This window comes from Brasilonema angustatum (assembly GCF_059505445.1).
Map to the genome: position 1 here is coordinate 1 of NZ_JCACKO010000028.1, position 21,346 is coordinate 21,346.

The 21,346-nt window shown below is 42.4% G+C and carries 15 protein-coding genes and 1 pseudogene; 8 read left to right on the top strand and 8 right to left on the bottom strand.

The features are described 5' to 3' along the window. Positions 1–706 precede the first annotated feature (706 nt). The 6 genes and pseudogenes from AC5JM2_RS07030 (at position 707) to AC5JM2_RS07055 (ending at position 8,675) form a co-directional block, all read left to right on the top strand. Complete coding sequence (locus AC5JM2_RS07030; RefSeq protein ID WP_495834187.1) at positions 707–1,303, top strand: photosystem I assembly protein Ycf4; 597 nt, start codon at positions 707–709, stop codon at positions 1,301–1,303. 35 nt (positions 1,304–1,338) lie between these two features. After that, on the top strand, positions 1,339–2,157 hold the full coding sequence (locus tag AC5JM2_RS07035; protein ID WP_495834188.1) for a peptidylprolyl isomerase: 819 nt from the start codon (positions 1,339–1,341) through the stop codon (positions 2,155–2,157). Positions 2,158–2,532: 375 nt separating this feature from the next. After that, positions 2,533–3,738, top strand: coding sequence for a beta-ketoacyl-ACP synthase (locus tag AC5JM2_RS07040; RefSeq protein ID WP_495834189.1), 1,206 nt, complete (start codon positions 2,533–2,535; stop codon positions 3,736–3,738). Between the two features lie 574 nt (positions 3,739–4,312). Next, on the top strand, positions 4,313–5,419 hold the full coding sequence (locus AC5JM2_RS07045) for an ATP-grasp domain-containing protein (protein WP_495834190.1): 1,107 nt from the start codon (positions 4,313–4,315) through the stop codon (positions 5,417–5,419). Between the two features lie 84 nt (positions 5,420–5,503). Then, the gene (locus AC5JM2_RS07050; RefSeq protein ID WP_495834191.1) at positions 5,504–6,877 is read left to right on the top strand and encodes a folate/biopterin family MFS transporter; all 1,374 of its coding nucleotides are present in this window, start codon (positions 5,504–5,506) and stop codon (positions 6,875–6,877) included. 160 nt (positions 6,878–7,037) lie between these two features. Further along, positions 7,038–8,675, top strand: a pseudogene (locus AC5JM2_RS07055) (carotenoid oxygenase family protein). Between the two features lie 121 nt (positions 8,676–8,796). On the opposite strand, the gene AC5JM2_RS07060 reads toward AC5JM2_RS07055, so the two are convergent. From AC5JM2_RS07060 to AC5JM2_RS07075, 4 genes are all read right to left on the bottom strand, one after another. Then, the gene (locus AC5JM2_RS07060) at positions 8,797–9,249 is read right to left on the bottom strand and encodes a DUF6918 family protein (RefSeq protein ID WP_495834192.1); all 453 of its coding nucleotides are present in this window, start codon (positions 9,247–9,249) and stop codon (positions 8,797–8,799) included. Between the two features lie 318 nt (positions 9,250–9,567). Further along, positions 9,568–10,020 (bottom strand): C6orf136 family protein, encoded by a 453-nt coding sequence (locus tag AC5JM2_RS07065; RefSeq protein WP_495834193.1) that lies wholly within the window; start codon positions 10,018–10,020, stop codon positions 9,568–9,570. A gap of 10 nt (positions 10,021–10,030) precedes the next feature. Then, the gene (locus AC5JM2_RS07070; protein WP_495834194.1) at positions 10,031–11,185 is read right to left on the bottom strand and encodes a glycoside hydrolase family 10-like protein; all 1,155 of its coding nucleotides are present in this window, start codon (positions 11,183–11,185) and stop codon (positions 10,031–10,033) included. 7 nt (positions 11,186–11,192) lie between these two features. Next, positions 11,193–12,008 carry a DUF1206 domain-containing protein gene (locus AC5JM2_RS07075; RefSeq protein WP_495834195.1) on the bottom strand — a complete coding sequence of 272 codons (816 nt, stop codon included), beginning with the start codon at positions 12,006–12,008 and terminating at the stop codon, positions 11,193–11,195. A 210-nt stretch (positions 12,009–12,218) separates the two neighbouring features. Here AC5JM2_RS07075 and AC5JM2_RS07080 point away from each other — a divergent pair, with 210 nt between their 5' ends. Next, positions 12,219–13,121 carry an alpha/beta fold hydrolase gene (locus tag AC5JM2_RS07080; RefSeq protein ID WP_495834196.1) on the top strand — a complete coding sequence of 301 codons (903 nt, stop codon included), beginning with the start codon at positions 12,219–12,221 and terminating at the stop codon, positions 13,119–13,121. Positions 13,122–13,447: 326 nt separating this feature from the next. Here the strand turns inward: AC5JM2_RS07080 and AC5JM2_RS07085 are convergent, their stop codons facing one another. From AC5JM2_RS07085 to mnmA, 3 genes are all read right to left on the bottom strand, one after another. After that, positions 13,448–15,649, bottom strand: a complete 2,202-nt coding sequence (locus AC5JM2_RS07085; protein WP_495834197.1) for a caspase family protein — start codon at positions 15,647–15,649, stop codon at positions 13,448–13,450. A 105-nt stretch (positions 15,650–15,754) separates the two neighbouring features. Continuing rightward, a complete protein-coding gene (gene sat, locus AC5JM2_RS07090) occupies positions 15,755–16,942 on the bottom strand; it encodes a sulfate adenylyltransferase (RefSeq protein WP_495834198.1) in 1,188 nt (395 codons plus the stop codon). A gap of 146 nt (positions 16,943–17,088) precedes the next feature. Next, positions 17,089–18,177: a tRNA 2-thiouridine(34) synthase MnmA gene (gene mnmA / locus AC5JM2_RS07095; protein WP_495834232.1), complete on the bottom strand. Its 1,089-nt coding sequence runs from the start codon at positions 18,175–18,177 to the stop codon at positions 17,089–17,091. A 259-nt stretch (positions 18,178–18,436) separates the two neighbouring features. Here mnmA and AC5JM2_RS07100 point away from each other — a divergent pair, with 259 nt between their 5' ends. Continuing rightward, positions 18,437–19,291 carry an SPOR domain-containing protein gene (locus tag AC5JM2_RS07100; protein WP_495834199.1) on the top strand — a complete coding sequence of 285 codons (855 nt, stop codon included), beginning with the start codon at positions 18,437–18,439 and terminating at the stop codon, positions 19,289–19,291. Positions 19,292–19,320: 29 nt separating this feature from the next. On the opposite strand, the gene AC5JM2_RS07105 is transcribed toward AC5JM2_RS07100, so the two are convergent. Continuing rightward, positions 19,321–21,294 (bottom strand): SUMF1/EgtB/PvdO family nonheme iron enzyme, encoded by a 1,974-nt coding sequence (locus AC5JM2_RS07105; protein WP_495834200.1) that lies wholly within the window; start codon positions 21,292–21,294, stop codon positions 19,321–19,323. Between the last annotated feature and the right edge of the window lie 52 nt (positions 21,295–21,346).

The following is a 21,346-nucleotide window of genomic DNA, read 5'->3' on the forward strand; positions in this document are numbered from 1 at the left end:
ACCAGTCGTCGAGAACGTCAAACCACCCTCGTTTTGACGGGGCGCGTCCTACTGCGATGGTCATCGGACTAAAATCCTCTTTTTACTAAAATTGCAACTTTTTTTGAGGAATTAACTTTTTTGTGACACTGACAGCAACCATAGAGCTACTACCATTATGAGAGTATGTGGTATTAAGTCAGCATTTCTCACTTTGTTATGTGTCACAAGAGTTTCCACCAGTTGGTCGTCCAGCTTGCGGAAACTTAATGATTCTTAATTTATCATATTAATCCGCCTTTGTGCCTGATTTGCATGAAGAAATCTGGTATAAAGCACGAACCTACTAATTAATATCAATATCAGAAATTTTACAATCTGACACAACTTTTCTCAGAAAAGTTACAAATTTAAAGTTCTCAGCAATGAGTAGTCACAGCAGTACTGTAATACCATTTCATGACCGAGCCTGATACAAATGATTGGTCTTTAATTCTTTCCCCTCTGCTTGGGTACTCCCCATTTGTATCAACCTTAAAGTGAAACGGTATAAGCTCTATGTCCTGCAGACAGACTACGCGTGTTGGCCCAAGCCTGCGCAAAAATTAGAGGCGCAAGCTATAAACATCGGACATACGCGAAGGTGAGTAATTCGCTAAACTTGCAATACACCTGCTCTAATGGCAGACTTTGTAAAGGGAAGATCTCACGCACCAAGGTAGTTCTAATGACGGCATCAACAACCACCACACGAGGTGAATCGCCTAACAGCGATAAATCTACTTCAAATGTCCTACATCAGAAGGTTCTCGGTTCTCGTCGGTTCAGTAACTACTGGTGGGCAACTGTCGTTTCTTTAGGGGGTACGGGCTTCTTGCTCGCTGGTATTTCCAGCTATCTCAAAATCAATTTACTTATAGTTTCCGACCCGACTCAATTGGCATTCGTCCCACAAGGGTTGGTTATGGGATTGTATGGTGCTGCTGGCTCACTCCTAGCCTTGTACCTATGGCTAACGGTTTTATGGAATGTGGGAGGCGGATATAACGACTTTAACCGAGAAAATGGCACCATTACAATTTTCCGTTGGGGATATCCAGGAAAAAACCGCCGTATTCAAATTGACTCCAGTACAGAAGATGTGCAATCTGTGCGAGTTGAGGTGAAAGAAGGTCTGAACCCTCGTCGCGCACTTTACCTGCGTGTTAAAGGTCGGCGAGACATTCCCTTAACACGGGTAGGTCAACCTTTGTCTTTACAAGAGTTGGAAGTTCAAGGTGCCGAGTTAGCTCGGTTTTTGGGTGTGCCCTTAGAAGGACTTTAGAGGCTAAGATACAGTGGTTGTGTCTGTAACTGGCAATGCGGTTAAAAATTCCCCAATTTTTAGTGGTTTTCATTATTGTCGGTACGTTGATATTGGGGAGCTGTTCCACACAGCCAGGTGTTTCTAATTCTTCCCCAACATCCGCAGCTACCGAAGCAAGCAACAACTCAAGCGCTGAGACAACCACAAATACAGCAACCACAGAGGCAATTTCTGTATCTGAAAGTACAAACGAGAGTATTCCTGGAATGAAAGATTTACCACGACTGGAAGGAAAAGCAACGGTGGTTATGACCGTCAAAGGTTCGCCTATTACCATTGAAGTAGACGGAACTGATGCCCCAATCACCGCAGGTAACTTTGTTGATTTAGTCCAGAGGGGCGTGTACGATGGCTTAGTTTTCCATAGAGTTGTACGCCAACCCCAACCCTTTGTGGTTCAAGGAGGCGATCCCCAAAGTAAAGACCCGAAAGTTCCAGCAGATCGGTTGGGAACAGGAAGTTTTACTGACCCAAAAACTGGAAGAATTCGCTACATACCCCTAGAAATTAAGCCAAAAGGCTCTGATCAGCCAATTTATGGCAAAACACTCAAGACGGCTGGTATAGATAAGCCGCCTGTATTGCAGCACAAGCAGGGTGCAGTCGCTATGGCGCGATCGCAAATGCCAGATTCTGCTTCCTCACAGTTTTACTTCGCTTTGGCTGATTTAGGTTTTTTAGACGGTGACTATGCTGTTTTTGGCAATGTGACTAATGGTATGGATGTTGTCAACAAAATTCAGCAGGGCGATCGCATTGACTCTGCCAAAGTCACCAAAGGTGGAGAGAATCTGAAAAACGCTGGACAGTAGAAAGTAGAAATAAGGGAGTGAAGCGCGTTTGCGCAGCGCCCCCTCCGGGGCTAGCGTTAACGAAGTGGACCGTAGGTCGCCGTAGGCTGGGAGTGAGGTAAAAATAGGAAACGCTACAGGAATATCTCTTGTTCAGGGGAAGAAGAACCAATCGACATTAGCTCTTGTTCTATTTTTCTCCCCTTCGGGGAAGACCTCCGGTCTCGCTGCGCTAACGCAGTCGCCTGCGGAGGAGCCAGTACTGATAGCGTAGCGTGGCACTTTGTGCCATAGTCCTTGTTTCCCGACAGAGGTATCTGGCGTTGGAAACCCTACCAAGAGCGCTGTCTCACCTGCTCCCTTTCTCCCTGCTCAAGAGCTCCCCTACTTCCGAAAATGGCCGCAGTTGTTGTTACTGGTATTGGTTTAGTTTCCGCTTTAGGCAAAAATTTAGAGGACAGTTGGCAAAAGTTAATCGCAGGTGAATCTGGAATAAAATCGCATCAGCCATTTCCAGAACTGGAACCGCGTCCCTTAGCAATGATTTGCGAACAACCAGCACAGATAAAAGTCCTAACTCAGTTGGTTGTAACATCTGCTTTGAAAGATGCAGGACTACATTCACCTTTGCCAGATTGTGGAGTTGTAATTGGTTCGAGTCGCAGCTATCAGGGATTATGGGAGCAAATGGCGCAACAGATGCTCAAAAGCAGAAGAAAAACAGAGCAAGAGCTAATCTCGATTGGTTCTTCTTCCCCCCTGCACCCAGCTCCCAGCTCCCCCTCTTCTTTAGAGGGTTGGTTAGAGACTTTGCCTCATATGAATGCTATTGCAGCAGCACGGCAAATCGGTGCTTGCGGAGTTGTTTTGGCACCAATGGCGGCTTGTGCAACTGGAATTTGGGCGATCGCACAAGCCGCTTATCTTATCCAAACTGGGCAATGTCAGCGAGTGATTGCTGGTGCAGTGGATTCCCCGATTACACCCCTTACTATAGCTGGGTTTCAGCAAATGGGAGCCTTGGCAAAAACAGGAGCTTATCCTTTCGATGTTCGTCGGGAAGGCTTGGTTTTGGCGGAAGGAGGTGCAGTCTTTGTTTTAGAATCAGCCGAATTAGCACAGCAGCGTCAAGCAAGAGTGTATGGACAAATTCTTGGTTTTGGCTTGACAGCAGACGCATATCATGCAAACGTGCCCGAACCAGAAGCCAGGAGTGCGATCGCTGCAGTCAAACAATGTCTAAATCGCAGTTACCTGAGTGCAAATGATATTGATTACATTCATGCTCATGGTACAGCTACGCAATTAAATGACTCTCTAGAAAGCTTGTTGATACAAAAGTTATTTTTTCAAAGCGTGGCAGTCAGTTCAACTAAAGGAGCTACAGGTCATACATTAGGAGCATCTGGAGCTTTGGGGATTGCTTTTTCACTAATGGCGTTGAAGCAACAGATATTACCACCATGTGTTGGTTTGAAATACCCGGAATTTGATTTGAATTTGGTCAGGGAGTCGCGTCAAAGTAAAATTCAGCGCGTATTATGTTTTAGCTTTGGCTTTGGAGGGCAGAATGCAGTCATAGCTTTGAGTAAGTATCCTTAAAACTTAAAATTCGCCTGGTCGTTGCACAGGAAAACTTTCTGAATCATACATTTTTCTTATTTATACGTTTATTTATTGTTAACTTATATTTTATATAGTATCTGTCAAAAGATAGATTTTCTATTTTTTCTCTAATGAGAGTATATTTTTAGAATTTGTTAAGCTAAAACGTATTTAAACTGCACAATCACTTGTTGATTGTTGTTGAACGCCAGTCGCACGCCAGGTGCTACAACGGGGGGAACCCCAACGCCAGATGCCTGCGACGGGAAACCCGTCTTCAGCACTGGCTCCGCAACGCACTGGCTCCTCAAGTCGGGAAACCCCTTCGGGGAAGACCTCCGGTCTCGCTGCGCTTTAGACCTCTGGGCGTGCGCAAAGCGCATACGCCAGATGCCTGCGGAGGGAAACCCTCCCGCAGCACTGGTCTCACCGCCCACGGCGCTGGCTCCTGATAACGGTTAACTGTCAACTGTCAACAGTCAACAACTCTAAAACGATAATGTGCAATCTTTAAGCACGACAGCTTATTTATCATCAGTTTTCAGTTAACTTAACAAAATAAATTAATAAAGTGACTCACCATAAAATTTTCAACCATGACATTATGGTCTGCACCGATCAGCGTTTGATCGGTAATCATCTTTATTCCGGTAGGGTGCTAGGCTTGACTGAACCAGAGGATATTATTCAGTTGTGTCCCGATTTAAAGTCACAATGGAATATTATTACCGAACATTACAGACGGATAGGCTTAAGCCATAGCGAAAATGTCATCTGGGATGTTTCATACAAAGTATTGGAAGACTATCCTCAATATAACGTTTCCCTTTTTTTCTTCGGCAATGCTACAAGTAAAGTCGGTTGTGATGAAGATAGGTTTCGCCAGATAGATTCCGACTGGTTGAACACAGTTAAATTTATAAACTCCAAGAATAATTTTATACAACTAGCACAAGAACTTGGAGTCAGCGTTCCTCTAACGTTTTGTTTTCAAAATAAAGCTGCTATCAAAGATTTATCTAAGTTTCCCTACCCGTGTTATTTGAAAACTGCTATTTCCGTGAATGGTGTTGGAATTAGCCGATGTGAAAATCAACTACAGCTTGACGAAGTTATCAAAACGTTTCCCGATGAAATACCTTTGCAAATTCAAGAAGAAGTTGCAACTTTATCCTTTTTAAATGTGCAATACTCTGTGGAAGGATCAAAACTTCAACGTCTTGCCATCACTTCTCAAATTCTTGATGGTTACGCCCATATCGGCAATCGTTATCCTAGTAAGCATCAACCTTGGGAAACCGTTGAACCAATAGCTGAGTGGATAACGCAACGTGGTATAAAAGAAATCTTTGCTTTTGATGTTGCAGTCGTGGAAGATGCAACACACGAAACGCGTTATCTGGCAATCGAGTGTAATCCACGCTTCAATGGTGCATCATATCCCACAGGTGTTGCCAAAAAGCTTAATATCCCTAGTTGGAGTTGCGAAACCTTTAAAACGCAATATCGCTCACTTGAAAACCTTGATTTCAGTGATATTGAGTTCAACGAGAAAACCAACACAGGTGTTGTGATCGTCAACTGGGGTACTGTTCTGGTTGGAAAAATCCTTATCTTGATTGCTGGAAATATCCAACAGCAGCACGAACTCACAGCCAAATTAAAAGAGCGATTATGAGTGGGTGATACACTCCCGACACTCCCATCACCAAAAAATCGATATGATATGTAAAAGTAGATAAATCTTAAAGATTGTTTATCAATGCTGGTTTCCTCCTCTGCCTTGTCCAAGGTCAAAAACTCAGTCAAGGAAAAGGTTTTTTTCGGTAATGAACCCACTCCTGAGTTACTGGGAATTCTTACCGTTTACTTTGTTCAAGGTATTTTAGGGTTGGCGCGTCTTGCTGTCAGCTTTTTCTTGAAAGATGAACTCTTGCTCACTCCGGTTCAAGTTGCAGCTTTATTTGGCGTAGTTAGTCTACCTTGGATACTCAAGCCACTGTTTGGTTTTCTCTCCGATGGCTTGCCTATATTCGGTTACCGACGGCGTCCATACCTAATTCTGTCTGGGATACTAGGAGCGATTTCTTGGATAAGTCTGGCAACAATAGTTCACACAGCCATAGGCGCTGCGATCGCGATCGCACTTAGTTCTCTGTCTGTTGCTGTCAGTGATGTGATTGTTGACTCATTGGTTGTCCAAAGGGTAAAAGGTGAATCACAAGCACAAGCAGGTTCTCTCCAATCGCTGTGTTGGGTTGCTTCAGCCTTAGGAGGGTTGATAACAGCTTACCTCAGCGGTATACTCCTAGAGTTTTTCACCACCAGAACTATCTTTTGGATTACTGCCTCGTTCCCGCTTCTGGTGTCTGCTGCGGCTTGGTTGATTGCTGAGTCACCTGTGAGCAAAGACGCAAGCATTGATGATGATTCAGATTTCGTGTCAGTTAGGCATCAACTGCAAGAACTACGCGCAGCCATTAGTAAAAAAGCAATTTGGTTACCAGCAGCATTTATCTTCCTTTGGCAGGCTACACCAACAAGTGAATCAGCTTTTTTCTTCTTCGCAACCAACGAACTGCACTTTGAACCAGAATTTCTGGGACGTGTACACTTGGTGACAAGCATTGCTTTGCTTGTTGGTGTTTGGATTTTTCAACGTTTTCTTAAAACCGTTCCCTTTCGCGTCATTTTTGCTTGGACTATTGCCCTCTCAGCAGTATTAGGAATGACCATGCTGGTGTTAGTGACTCATACTAACCGTGCTTTGGGTATAGATGACCACTGGTTTAGTCTTGGTGATAGCGTAATTTTAACTGTGATGGGGCGAATAGCTTATATGCCATTTTTGGTATTAGCGGCGAGGCTTTGTCCCCCTGGAGTGGAAGCGACTTTATTTGCCCTGTTAATGTCGGTGAGCAACTTGGGAGGACTAATTTCACACCAATTCGGGGCAGTGTTGATGTATTGGTTGGGAATTACCGAAACTAATTTTAATAGTTTGTGGGTGTTGGTCATCATCTCTAACCTCACCAGACTGCTACCATTGCTATTCATCAACTGGCTTCCTGCTGCTGACTCTCAAACTGAGACACCAACAACACCAACTTCACAGCCAGCCTTGACACCACCATAACAACCAGCTTTAACAAAGACCATTTTTACCAAAAACTTAACGGGAGCGTGAAATCCCCACATAAGGAGGCACGTAAGGGGTTGGGGGATCTCTTATGCGTAAGTCCTACTTAATACAAAATCTAAGATTTCCAATCCAAAATTTCAAGTCCAGAATTGACATGCAGAATTTTCAACTTTACGAACGAGCATCTCAAGTTCCGCAAAAATCCTACAATCGTGGGGATTGGCAAAGAGGATATGAATCCCTTGATAAAGAATTTGATTATTGGATTGATGATGTAGAAGGACAAATTCCCCAGGAACTGCATGGTACGCTGTTTAGAAATGGTTCTGGTTTGTTAGATATAAAAGGGCAACGGATTCATCACCCTTTTGATGGAGATGGGATGATTAGCCGTATCACCTTCTCCAATGGTCGTGCTCATTTCCGCAACCGCTTTGTCCGTACTCAAGAGTATTTGGAAGAACAAAAAGCTGGCAAAATCTTGTATCGAGGTGTTTTTGGAACCCAAAAACCCGGTGGTTGGCTGGCTAATGCTTTAGATTTCAAACTCAAAAATATTGCCAATACCAATGTGATTTATTGGGGCGGTAAACTGCTGGCACTGTGGGAAGCCGCTGAGCCTTATCGTCTTGATCCCTACACTTTAGAAACTTTGGGCAAAGAATACTTTACAGCGGTTTTCTGTAAGGTGGGCATTGCTCACCAATATCTCAAATGTCTATCACGTAGGCTTTTGTGAGCAATGCCCACCCTACGATTTGTGGTCTATTCATATGAAAACCGCTGTAACGGTGTGTTGTCAGAAGGTGAAGCATTTTCTGCCCATCCCCGCTTAGATCCTAATTCTGTTCTAGATAATGGTGCGCCAAGCCTTGTCAACTTTTCCATCAAGCCGGGATTATCCACCACGATTACAATTTTCGAGCTAAACACTGAGGGTAAGATTGTACGACAGCACGCCCATAGGGTTCCAGGATTTGCCTTTATCCACGATTTTGCCATTACCCCCAATTACTGTATATTCTTTCAAAATCCCGTTACCTTTAATCCCATACCTTTTGTATTGGGAATGCGTGGTGCAGGGGAATGTATTAAGTTTCAGCCACAACAACCCACTCGCGTAATCATCATTTCGCGTAACCCGAAACAAAAGCGAGTTCAAATTATAGAAACGCGAACCGGCTTTGTCTTCCACCATGTCAATGCAATTGAGCTGGAAGATGAAATTGTTATTGACTCACTTTGCTACGAATCTCTGCCAGAAGTACAACCGCAAAGTGATTTTCGACAAGTAGATTTTGATGCGAGCAAGCCAGGACAATTATGGCGTTTTCATCTTAATCTCAAAAATCAGACAGTGCAGCAAGAGTTGTTGATCAGTCGGTGTTGTGAATTTCCCAGCTTACATCCGCAAAACGTTGGTCGCCCATATCGTTATTTATACATGGGTGCAGCTCATGCAGAGACTGGTAATGCTCCATTGCAAGCATTTCTGAAAGTGGATTTTGAGTCAGGAAAACAACAACTTTGGAGTGCCGCCCCGTATGGATTTGCTAGTGAACCTATTTTTGTTCCACGCACCTCCCACAGCCCTGCTTCTCAAGGGGTGACAAACGCGGGTGAAGATGATGGCTGGGTGCTGGCTTTGGTTTATGACTCTGAGTACCATCGCTCAGATGTGGTGATTTTAGATGCAAAAGATTTCCACAAAGGATCTATCGCCAGATTGCATCTCAAGCACCATATTCCTTATGGGTTGCATGGAAGTTTTACCTCTAAGTGCTTTGTCTAATTTCGTTTGGTAAAGCATGTAAGCGTATAGTTTGAGAATGCTCTTGGTGTCATTTGGCATAAACTGAATTCAAGCTATGCAAATCATTGAGATTGGGGTTTTCCCCCAATCTTATTGATAACTACTTAATACCTGCTGAGTTCTTAGTATGGTTATCAATTATCTTAGCTAAGCCAGGTACCGCCTCTTCCACATGCTTCTTAGCTGAATTGCGGAGTTTATCATATACACCTCGCAGAGCCTTATTCTTGGTTTTCTCTATCTTTGCGTCGGTAATGCTGAGTATTGCATCCGCTGTGCGAGAACTGTTCTGCGTGAGGTGTTCGACTGGATTGCCTGACTGTATGCCCTCACTCCAAATAGGATCAATTGCTGTTAATGATTGCGGCAGAAGCATTGCAACGGCGTCAGCACAATAAGTAGGCGCAAACCCCTTTATAGCAGTGTAGCCGGCTTTAAAGGCGAGACCAGAAACCCCTTGCATTGAAGCGACTTGCTGATCCATCAACTTCGTGCAGTCAGCCACAACCATATTCTTTTTAGTTGGATCTAACAGCTCGTCACTAAGTCTCATTTCGATTCTCCTTAAAGTAATAGCACTTAATTTTTATTCAACTAATTGTTCTGCCCAGCAGGAAATTACAGAAGACATTATGAGGTTTATACCAATTTTCTATGGGGAATTGGTATGAAAGGATCTTCATAAACTTTTTCATGTTATACCAATTCTCTGTAAAATTATGCCAATTCTCCATGAAGATGTTCTTAATTTAGCCCTTAGACGGTAATGCACCACTAAAAGTAAACTCCAAAGGGCTTTGTATGTCTGGCTGAAACAGGACATTGCCGTGAGGAATACTGAGTGATACAAAAAAGTAAGAGAGTGTCAACTTTAGAACTTCACGGAACTTTTATCACTTATATCTGTTCCCTTGCGAAAAAACTGTTGCAACACCTCCCCTGGTTTGCGATCCCAAGTGTCGATATGTTCGTAAATTAAACCCTCTTGATTGAGTTTGTAAGTTGAGTAGCCGTTGAAAAACACTCCAGCTTTCCAAGGAACGCGCAAAACACCCCTGACTGTCCACTTAGCCAAAATTATGTCTTCGGCTGACTGATAGACTTCGTGTAAATCAAAGTAAATTTTAGTAAAAAATAATCGAGCGTGAAATCGCAAAGTCCAAAAGATAATGCGATAGTTTAATTTTCCTTTAAATTTATTGACAGGATCTTGAAAGTAAATATCCTGCGTGTAGATGTCGTAAGAAATATCCTTTTTAAAAAGTGTTGGTAAATCGTTTTTAAGAGTTTCAATATCTTTTTGCACCTGCAATTGATATTCCATGCATGACCCCCTAAACAAAATTTCTTAAAAATCTCAGCAACTGCTGCCAAATAGATAATGATATTTTCTTGTTCACTCTACCTTGAATTAAATCTAACAGAGAAGGGAATGCAGCAGACTGGGCATAAGGACCTTTTCGCAACACCTCAGCTAATGCGTTATTTTCTTGTCGCAAACCTTCGTAGAAAAAGAAAATTTCCCCATAAATTCCACAACCACGGTTATACTCAATAGCCTGCAATAAGTGCTCTGAACTTATCCGGTAAGAACCAAGTTTCATCAAAATTCCTGGTGCTAACTTGGATAGAGTATTATCTATGAATTGCTCGTTTACTAATTTATCAATAATGCTTTTATAAGAGAGAAAATCACGGCGGTAGATTTGGGGATGGATCATATCTACAAGCCCTCGTTTCAGCCAAGTAGGCGAGTCTTGTAAGTATTCTTTATATGCCCAGTCGTGGATATTCGGAGTTATTGATATTAACAGGTTAGAATTAATCGCTTTGACTGCTTGATAGAGGCGGGCAAGAAATTCAGTCAGAATATCGGCACGCCACTGCAACCATCTTCCATCCTTAAAGTTTTTTGGCGGATTCTCACCAAACTGCTGACGATAGCGTTCTTGAGTTTTTCTGTCATAGCCGCCTTCACTAGGGAATGCAGGTAGACGATCATCACCTTGGATACCATCTACATCATAATTTTTTACGACTTCCAATATTATATTTAACATAAAATCTTGAACTTCTGGATCAAGGGCATTCAGCCACTCAAAGCCATTTTTGTTCAGCAACTTCCCCTCACGATCACGGGCAGCCCATTCAGGTTTTTTTGCCAGCAGTTGTCCACCATTTAAATTGTAGGAACTGGCGAATCCATATTCAAACCAAGGAATGATTTTTAACCCCACCCGCCGCGCCTCTGTAACGACTTCCGCCAAGGGATCGCGTCCGACAAACTGTGGGTTGATTTCTGTATTAAAGGTTTGACGCATCAATTGACTAGGATACATTGTCGCCCCTTTGTTCCAGACAACAGGGAAGACAACATTAAATCCTGTCTGGGCCAGGAAATGCATAGCTTGTGCAATGTTTTCTCGGGAATTGAAAACTTTGCTATCTGTTGTGGGTAACCAGACACCGCGTATTTCTACTTTTGCCATGCACTTTTCAACGTGTGACTACCCGACGATAGCGTGCCTGAATCACCATGTAAACACCATAGGCAACTAAACCCAGCGCTACGATACCCAAAAGCCAAGGACCATAGGGTTGTTGTGCTAGTGTGTGTAACACCTCACTTAAACCTCCTGCTTGACTAGCGTCAGACTGAGTTGCTGCTTGAATTAAAAACCAGCCAGTAATACAGAAGACTATCCCTCGGGCTACTAAACCAAATCTAGAAATACCCATTACCAACTTGCGTTCTGAATCGTCCAATTCATTCAAATTTAAGTTTTTCCGAAACTTACTACTAAAGGCTTGATAGAACTGATAGAAACCCAAACCAATAACAAACGCCCCCCCAGCACCAACTAACCATTGACCAAAGGGTTGAGAAAGTAATCTTGCTGTCCAATCTTGTCTAGAGTTACTGTTACCACCACTGTTAGAACCGAGAATAATTTGCACAGCACTCAAAGCAATACCAGCATAGATCAAACCATTGATTACATAACCAACTCGCTGTAGTAAACCTTTAGCATCTGTGCCTTTATTTTCTGGGTCGTTTATTGCCTGTACAAAACGAAGAATTACGTATCCAATTAGTCCAATTGCCACTAAAGCTAGTAGAAACTCTCCAAATGGCTGATTGACAATTTCCCGGAGAGCGCCTTTAGTATCAGTGATTTTACCACCACTGCTAAATGCCGCCTGCGCTGCCAATAGTCCAACGATCGCGTAAACTATTCCTTTAGATATATAACCAAATCTAGCTAGTCTTTCAATCCATAATGAATGATGATGTATTAGTTGCTGTGTCATAAGAGTTGGATTAAATCATAGCTAAGTAATTACCAGATTTGATCCCAAACATACATCTACCAAGAGAGGAATTATCAATCCCTGAATTAAGAATGGTTGAAGACTGATTTTCTTCTTAAATTTTTATTTCATATAGATAATTTTTATGTATTTAGTTACTATTAATACTTGTATTTAAAGTCCCCTTATCTAACTAGAAGAGTATAAATTATGTCTGTATTAGAAGGTTCATGGCAGCATAAGTATATCACTGCAAACGGCATGAAATTGCATTACGTTACTCAAGGGAATGGCCCTTTAATGGTAATGTTGCATGGATTTCCTGAGTTTTGGTACTCGTGGCGGTATCAAATACCAGAATTTGCCCAAAACTTTAAAGTGGTTGCCCTTGACTTGCGTGGCTATAACGATAGCGAAAAGCCTAAGAACCAGTCAGCTTATGTGATGGATGAATTTGTCAGAGATGTTGAGGCGCTTATTAAAGGATTGGGATACGAAAAATGTATTTTGCTGGGACATGATTGGGGTGGTGCGATCGCCTGGAATTTCGCTTACTCTCATCCCCAAATGGTAGAGCGTTTAATTGTACTCAATTTGCCTCATCCCGCTAAATTTGCCGAAGGCTTACGCACTCCTCAACAGTTGCTACGTAGCTGGTATATATTCTTCTTTCAATTACCAGGAATACCAGAATTACTCATACAATCCTTGGATTATCAACTGATTGAAAATACATTTCAAGGTATGGCGATCGACAAAAGTGCTTTCACTCAAGCGGATCTGAATGCTTACAAAGATGCTGCTGCCAAACGTGGTGCTTTGACAGCAATGTTGAACTATTATCGCAACATTTTTAAACAGAGAATAGTTAATCAAAGTTGGGGTGTTTTGGAAGTACCAACGTTGATGATTTGGGGAGAAAACGATACTGCCCTTGGCAAGGAATTAACCTACGGCACTCAAGCTTATGTGAAAGATTTTCAAATCAGATATATTCCTAACTGTAGCCATTGGGTACAGCAGGAACAGCCTCAATTAGTCAATAATTACATACGAGAGTTTTTGGGAGAACATTATACCAATTCAAAATTCAAAATTCAAAATTCAAAATAAAGAAAGCCAGACATCACAAGGGTTTGGGAGTGTGTATCTGTCGCATTCTTTTTTTAAATTGGTATTAGTTAAAGAAGAACTCAGAACGCAGCCCGTTCTGACAACTGTGTTCTGGGTTATTTTTGTTCAGATAATGAGAATGAACTCTTTGAGATGAGATTAATTTCAATACCAGCACATATATAGCAGTCCTAAATCATTCGTAAGATTTTCTCTTCTCTTTCTTGGCGTCCTTGGCGTCTTGGCGGTTCGATAATTCTCACAACTCATATAGGATTGCTATATTGTTCGTCAGGCAAACGAAAAACTTAATGCAAGCCTGAAAGCTAGCAATTTTGTTCAACCACCTGATAAACAAAACTAAGACTTGCCCAATGATTCACATCCAATATATAGGAATCAGTCGTTGTAGTGTTCGTATCCTTGATTGCACTGGCATTATGTAAATCTTGTAGAACAGCTTGTACGACTTCTAGGGGATTTGTCAAGGGCTGAATACGGTGCTGTTCTGCTTTGGGATACTTAGCAGCTTCTAAAGCAGCGAGGGACTGGGTAAAAGGTGCAGTACTAAAAATAAGTTGGGTTTCACTTAAGGAACTTGGTGCTTGCACAACCCATTCAAAACCTGAAGTCGTTTGTGGTACTGTTAAAGTTTCTCCTGGGGAGATAACTATATCTTTAGCGACTAGTTTGGTTTGCGATGAGTCTGCTTCAGTATCTTTGTACCAAGGCACCAGGGCGATCGCAGTTCTACTGCTATTTAATCCTAGCAGCATCAGATAAACAGGGCGCGAGCTCTTGTTTTCCACTCGATACTGTATCTTACTGCCAACGCTGACAGTGGGAATATCACCAAGTTCAGGATTGAATGACTTCTTGTTTGATGTTTGAGTGGTTTGGTTTGGCAGTGTTTCTCGTTGTATGACTGCCCTAGGTGTTAAAGAACCTATGATCTCTAATGTTGCCTTAATCCCCAAGCCAGAAGATCCTGTATTTTGTGTGAGTCCCCATAATTTTGCCGCCAGTAAAGTTCCTAGTTTTGGTTTTAACCGCTGTGCAGCCACCTTCACTGCTTCTTTAGCTTCTCCACCACTGCTTGGAATGAACTCGCCACCAGGAGAGAATAAACCGTAAGGACTGCGAGACACGGCTGTAGAGTCTGTTGCTTCTAAATCTTTATTCTTCGCTTCAGCTACTTTTCCAAACAAATAATCTGCTGGTTGTTCTCCGGTGACTACGCTTAGTAAATGGGTGGCGGTTGAAAAGGCACTTGTTGCATCCACTCGTTCAATTCTTTCGAGTCCATTCAGGGCGACTGTTAAACCAATATTTCGGGGTATAACTCGCACAGCTTCCTGAACAAGTTGTCCGACTTGGGGAGAAGTTGTACCATCAGAACTCAACATTTGCGCTTTTGCTGTCAACCCAGCACGCGATTTCAAAATCAGCTGTATGTTCGATCCTTCTTTTGTAATGATCGTGAATTGTGAATTGACTCCGTAGTATTCCAGTACTTGTGCAGGTACTCCTCCCAGCCACAGTAGGATTGTTTTCCCATCGTCCTCCACTCCTGTAACCACTCCTTCTGCACTGCTGGTGTTTGGAAGCAAAATATCTCCAATTGGTGTACGGGAAAGCTGACTTTTGCTATCTAGCAATAAAGCTGGTTGCTGTTTTGTACTACCCAACTGCTGAATAGAACCTGCCACATGAGATAGGCAGACTTGAATTGTTGTTGCTGGTGTGGCTTGCCATAAGTACTGGGTTAAGGCATAAGTAAATAATCCCGCACTAAAACCAGATAACTGTCCCTCCCTTGCGAATTCCTTGGGGGTAGAGGTTGCGCAAAGCACAATAACTGACTCTTCACTAGAGACTTTTGCTTGTAACTGTTTTTGCAACTCAAGTTCTTCTGGTAAGAAGATAGCTTGTTCTGGTTGTGGGAGGGCGCGAATTTTTAGGTTTGTTAGTAAAGAGTTAGAGGTCCCATAGTAGCTTGTATCTAACACTGCTGCTACATGCTTTGTGGCAAGCGATCGCAACATCAGCAACAGTGTTTCTTCTAATAAATAGTTGACTTTTTTACTTTCTTGTCCATCTCTATCATTAAATAAAACAAGAGCGTTTTGCTCTGTTTCTTGCATTTCTAATTTGACACGACTGCCATAGCCACTATAGTGGAAGACAACTACATCATCAGATTTAGCTTGCTTAACCAGATGCTCGAAAAAAGTCCTCTCAATAGCTTTTCTTGTCGCTTGTTCATTAGTTAACGAGATAATATCAGAGGGTTGGAAACCAAAGCGGTGAATCAAAAGTTCCCTTTGTAGTTCCACATCAGTTAGACAACCGCTCAAAGCTGGAGATTGTGGGTACTGATTAATCCCGACTAATAAAGCCAATTTACGCGGTGCAGATTGTGCTAAAGCTTGATAGTAGCGGCTTCCTAATGTCAACCACCCAGTTTCAATCGCACTCAACACCCCAAATATAGAGCCAAAACTTTCTAAAAACGTTCGCCGCTTCATAACTTAAGTTAACTATCAGGCCTCAGTCTATCAGCTATAGCTTAAAGGTCTGAGGTCTGAGTGTAAAGCAACCTTTTACACTTTACTATCTGTCTTTTGTATGGTTTAAATTTCGTAAGTATGAACTGGTACTCGGATTGCGCGTGCCAATTCTGCCGCCACCTCTGGACGAGAAAATTCTGGTGGAGGTAACTCGCCTCGGCGCAGCATTTCCCGCACTTTTGTTCCCGAAAGATGAATCCGCTCTTCTGGAAGACTAGGACTTGTTTTGTCTGTCGCCATTTGCTGGGTACGCATGCAGTAAAAGGCGTGTTCAAACATCATCGGTACAATGCCCAGTTCTTCAGGCTTAAACTCATCAAAGATGTACTGAGCATCATAAGTGCCGTAGTAATTTCCTACGCCAGCATGATCCCGTCCTACGATAAAGTGAGTGCAACCGTAGTTCTTGCGAATCAAAGCATGGAAAATTGCCTCCCGAGGACCAGCATAACGCATAGCCGAGGGATTAATTGCTAAAAGGACGCGGTTATGTGGGTAGTATTTTTCCATCAAAATTTCGTAACAGCGCATTCGCACATCTGCGGGAATGTCATCTTCTTTCGTCGCCCCAACCAATGGGTGCAAAAATAGACCATCCACAATTTCTAGGGCGCACTTTTGGATATATTCATGGGCGCGGTGGATCGGGTTGCGAGTTTGGAACCCAACAACAGTTTTCCAGCCCATTTGCTGAAACAACTGCCGAGACTCGACAGGATCAACTTGGTATTTTGGAAACAGAGGATGAGACTTGCGTTCTAATAACCACACATCACCTGCTAAATTTACAGAACCTTGATTGTAAACTACCTGTACACCAGGATGCTTTGAGTCATTGGTTCGATAAACATGAACCGCTTCACGAGTCTTATCGTAGTGATATTTTTGTGTTAGTTCTAATACCCCGATATATTCACCAGCAGGATTATCCAAGCGAATCAAATCACCTTCTTTTAAGGGGGCGGCGACTTGTTCACTCACCGAGAGTGTAACAGGAATTGACCAAACGGTACCGTTGGCGAGACGCATTTGAGCAACAACACCGTTATAGTCCTCCTGGTTCATAAAACCAGTTAGTGGACTCAAACCGCCAATTGCAATCATTTGCAAATCTGATACTGCTCGTTCATTAAGTTGAACTCGCGGTAGAAAGTCGGCTTTTGAAAGAAATACTTGTTTTTGCTCAGGTGTAGCGATGCGATTCACCAATTGCCCACCGTGAGGGGCTATGCCATCGTAATGATAACTCAAGGCTGTCCTTTGTTTGCGATAACTACATTTTTTTTTAATCTATGTATTAACTTATCATTTTCCGTTTCGCAGATTCGAAGTTACCAGTTATCAGTTATCAGTTATCAGTTACCAGTTTTCACTATTCCCTGTTCCCTGTTCACTGTTCACTGTTCCCTGTTCACTGTTTGCTCAATGATCCCCCCACCTAACACCTTCTCCCCTTCGTACCACACAGCAGCTTGTCCGGGAGTAATGCTGAATTGAGGTTCATCAAACACTAAGCGAACACGAGAATAATCTGCGGGAATAACTGTGACTGGTACAGGAGTGGAACGATAGCGAATTTGAACTTCCGCCCGAATGGGACTTGATGGTTCAGCAATGGATACCCAATTAACCCTTTGTACAGTACATTCTGGTTCGGTTACTTTGGTGCGATCGCCCACAATCACCCTGTTATTCACTGCATCCAATGCAATCACATACAGTGGTTCAGCGGCGGCGATACCTATACCCTTACGTTGCCCAATTGTGTAATGATGAACACCATCATGTTCACCCAGAATTTTACCTGAAGTATCAACAATATCTCCTTTTTTGGGCGCAAGATACTTATCTAGAAACGCTCGCATTGAGCCGTTACTTTCCACCAAGCATAAGTCTTGGCTTTCTGGCTTATCTGCTGTTTTCAACTTGTATTCATCAGCCAGATGACGAGTTTCGCTTTTTTGTAACTCTCCTAGTGGAAATACACTTCCTGCTAGTAGTTCTTGCGACAAATCATAGAGAAAGTAGGACTGGTCTTTGTTGCGATCAAATGCACGCAGCAATTGGTAGCGTCCAGTAGCGGGATCATATTGAATGCGAGCATAGTGACCAGTGGCAATGCGATCGCACTCTAAATTTTCCCGCGCGTATTGCAACATCGGACCAAATTTTACAGTTTTGTTACATTGTGAGCAAGGCAAAGGAGTGATCCCAGTACTGTAACCACCCACCAAGTAATCAATGATATTAGTTTGAAAGACGTCCCGAATATCAACAATATGATGGGGAATACCTAGCTGCTCACAGATATAAGCTGCATCAATCATACCTTCAGAGCAACACTGACCTTTCCCCTTCATCAACCAAAGGGTTAAACCAATCACTTCATAGCCTTGATCGTGCAAAATGGCTGCTGCGGTGGAACTATCAACGCCACCAGAAAGACCAACTACAATTTTGTTCATAAAAGAGTTCGCTTCTTGTATAAAATTACTACATAAATCAAGATATTGGATTTCTATTTGATTTTTGAACAGAACTCCGTACAGTTTCTGTTAAGTGTTCTCTATTTCCTGTTCCCTGTTCCCTGTTCCCTGTTCCCTAGCTCAACTAGTAACTTCATAAACCAAACCGGATTCCTATGTTTTAGATTTTGGATTAAATCACTCGATTATTTTTTAGTCAAGAAAATCATTTAAAATTTTTGCTGCTAATAATATGGTCAGTGCAATACCGAATCAGATTATGGCATTTATCAAATGGAGCCAACCATCTTTGATTTTGCGCTTGCTCTTAGGAGGGTGGTTAGTTTTTTTATCTCAATCTAACTTAGCATATGCCCAAATCAATCCTAGCGAAGTTTTCATAGCACAGCGACGATCAGTGTATGATGGTGTTCCGCCTGCACCTTCAGATGAACCGTTTCCAGCAGAACCGTCAGGTTCACAAGGTTATACACCTCCTGAGGTGAATACATCGTCCCAACGTTCTATTGAATTCCAAGCACCTGAAGCACCCTCTTATGGATCTAACCGTGGTTATGCTCCCTACAAGGTGTATATTGATGACAATGGTTATGGACGGCGAGGAACAGGTCTAATTCCCAGAAATGCTTTTAGACAACGGTTTCAAGGACGTTCTGTGATTCAAGTAGGAGCTTTTAGGACAAGAGAAGGAGCTAGAAGCCTAGCCAGACGACTGGAATCTGATGGGGTATATTCTGCAAGAGTTGTTTATAGCGATCGCATTGTTTATAAGGGACGTGGACGCGATCAACCCGACGTTCCCTATGATTCTGGTAGAGACAATTATCGTAGAGGTGATTACGATAGAGGCGATTCTGGTAGACGATCTAGTTATTACTATGTCGTTCTTCCTGCCAAGTCGGAAGAGTTACCCCGCTATAGAAACGAAATCAGAAGCTACATCGGACGAAATTTCTACGCAGAACGAGATGTATACGTCATCCCCAGACTTGAACCGCGAGGACCACATGTAGCAGTTGGACCTTTTGTCAACCGTTGGCAGGCAGAAGAATGGAATAGCTATCTGCGCAAGGATTCAAGATTTGGTAATGCGAGAGTTTACTACGGAAAGTAATTATTCAGTTATCAGTTATCAGTTATCAGTTATCGCAGGAGTCCTTGATAAGTGTTCACTGATAACTGTTCACTGATATGAGTCCTCGCAGGAACAGCACAAACAACCCGAAAACCTATATCGTTGTAGCCGATATCGGAACCGTACCTGTAGCGGAGTGCAGAACAGCAACATTTAGGATTGTAGTACCACGACCCACCCCGCATAATTCTACAATTATTGTCATTATCAATATGCTGCCAAGCACTTCCGTCTGTTGGCGCTCCCTCATAATTTTCCGAGGAACAAGAATCTTCACACCATTCCGACACATTCCCATGCATATCGTATAAACCAAAGGCGTTAGGCGAGAAAGTTCCTACAGATGTAGTTTTTTCCCGATACTCTCCTTGGGGTTCGCTAGCAAACGTTGTGCGGGCATCATAGTTTGCTAACTTATCTGTCAGGGTTTCACCAAAGTGAAATGGTGTTGTGGTTCCAGCACGACAGGCATATTCCCACTCCGCTTCGCTCGGAAGTCGATAATTTTTTCCTGTCTTTTTAGATAATCTAGCACAAAACTCTACTACATCATACCAGGAAACGCGTTCTACAGGATAGTCATCACCTTTAAAATAAGATGGTTCTGGCTTTAGCTCTCGATTGATTTGGGGTAATGCGGCTACCACTTGCCATTGTGCTTGAGTCATTGGATATTTACCCATGAAAAACGGTTGAACGGTAACTTCATGCTGAGGTTTTTCTCTTTCATATCCTTCACCTTGTGGCGAACCCATCAGAAATTTACCACCGGGGATAGCCACCATTTCTAGGGTGATGTTCTTGCCTACATTTTCAAGGTAATATTGAGCTTGGCGTTTTTCTCGTTTAATTTCCTGTCCTTGAGCATTTACCGTGATAACATCAAACTCAAAAGTTGGGGTTTGAGGTGAGGATTTCCTCTCAATCACAGGCTCTACTATTGGAGAAGACTTCTCACCCTCAAAAGTTCGGGTTTGAGGTGAGGACTTGCTCTCAATCACAGGCTCTACTATTGGAGAAGACTTCTCACCTTGAGCAACACCCAACTTCCATAAATAAGGTATTGTATCCTGTAAAATATTTTCTAATTCAATAGCAACGATACCCTCATCGAAAGCTCTTTGAATTACATCTTTATTATCAACATTGTCATATCCCAGCCCATCATAAAATCCTTCAGCAAATACAATCGCTGCTCTGTCCTCAATTGGCTGCTCCATGCCAATTACATAATTAATATGTTTGCTAATTGCTTCAGCAGGTAAAGCTGAATAACAAGCATTAAGTAATACACATTTTACATAATCACTATGCAGCTTAAACAATGCTGCTAGTCCTCTTGGTAATACAGGTTTATGGTTTCCTCCATCATCTTCTAATACTAAACTGCCATCCTGCATACCATGTCCGCAGAAATGCACAATTTGAGGCATTTCTTCTGCAAGTGCTCTACGAATATCTTGGGGGCGTACAGCAGTTCTAATTTTAATTTCAAATGAATCTCTTCTGACTGCTCGTTTGATGGCTTCTTCTATGTCCCGGATTTCTCTATCTACACGTAAGTTTTGCGGAAGCGCCGCCAATAGTAAAATTTTTTGCTTAGGACTTACGCACGCGCTACCAGAAAGAGCGGGTTGCGATTGCTTCCCTTCGATCGCAATGACAGTAGTTACGTTGTTCGTGCCTAAGTCCTGTTGATCGTAATTTGATAAATTGGGAAAAATTTTATGGTATATATCTTTTAATTCTTGATTACCAGGATTATCTTCATGCGCACCTTTAAGAAGTTGTTCTAACTTACCTTGTGACTTAGCCCATTCCATCAACTTAAAAACAACTTCTCTAAAATTTCCACCTCCAGCTATTTCATCTAAATTTTCATCTAATTTAAACATAACCATCATCTGTAAACTAATTTTGCTTGGATAAGCACTGATAATGGCTTCAAATACTTTCTGATATTCCGAACCAGACAGATTCATTGCTTGTTAAAATTAATCACTTCATGTCATTGTTGTTAACAGATTGAATCAA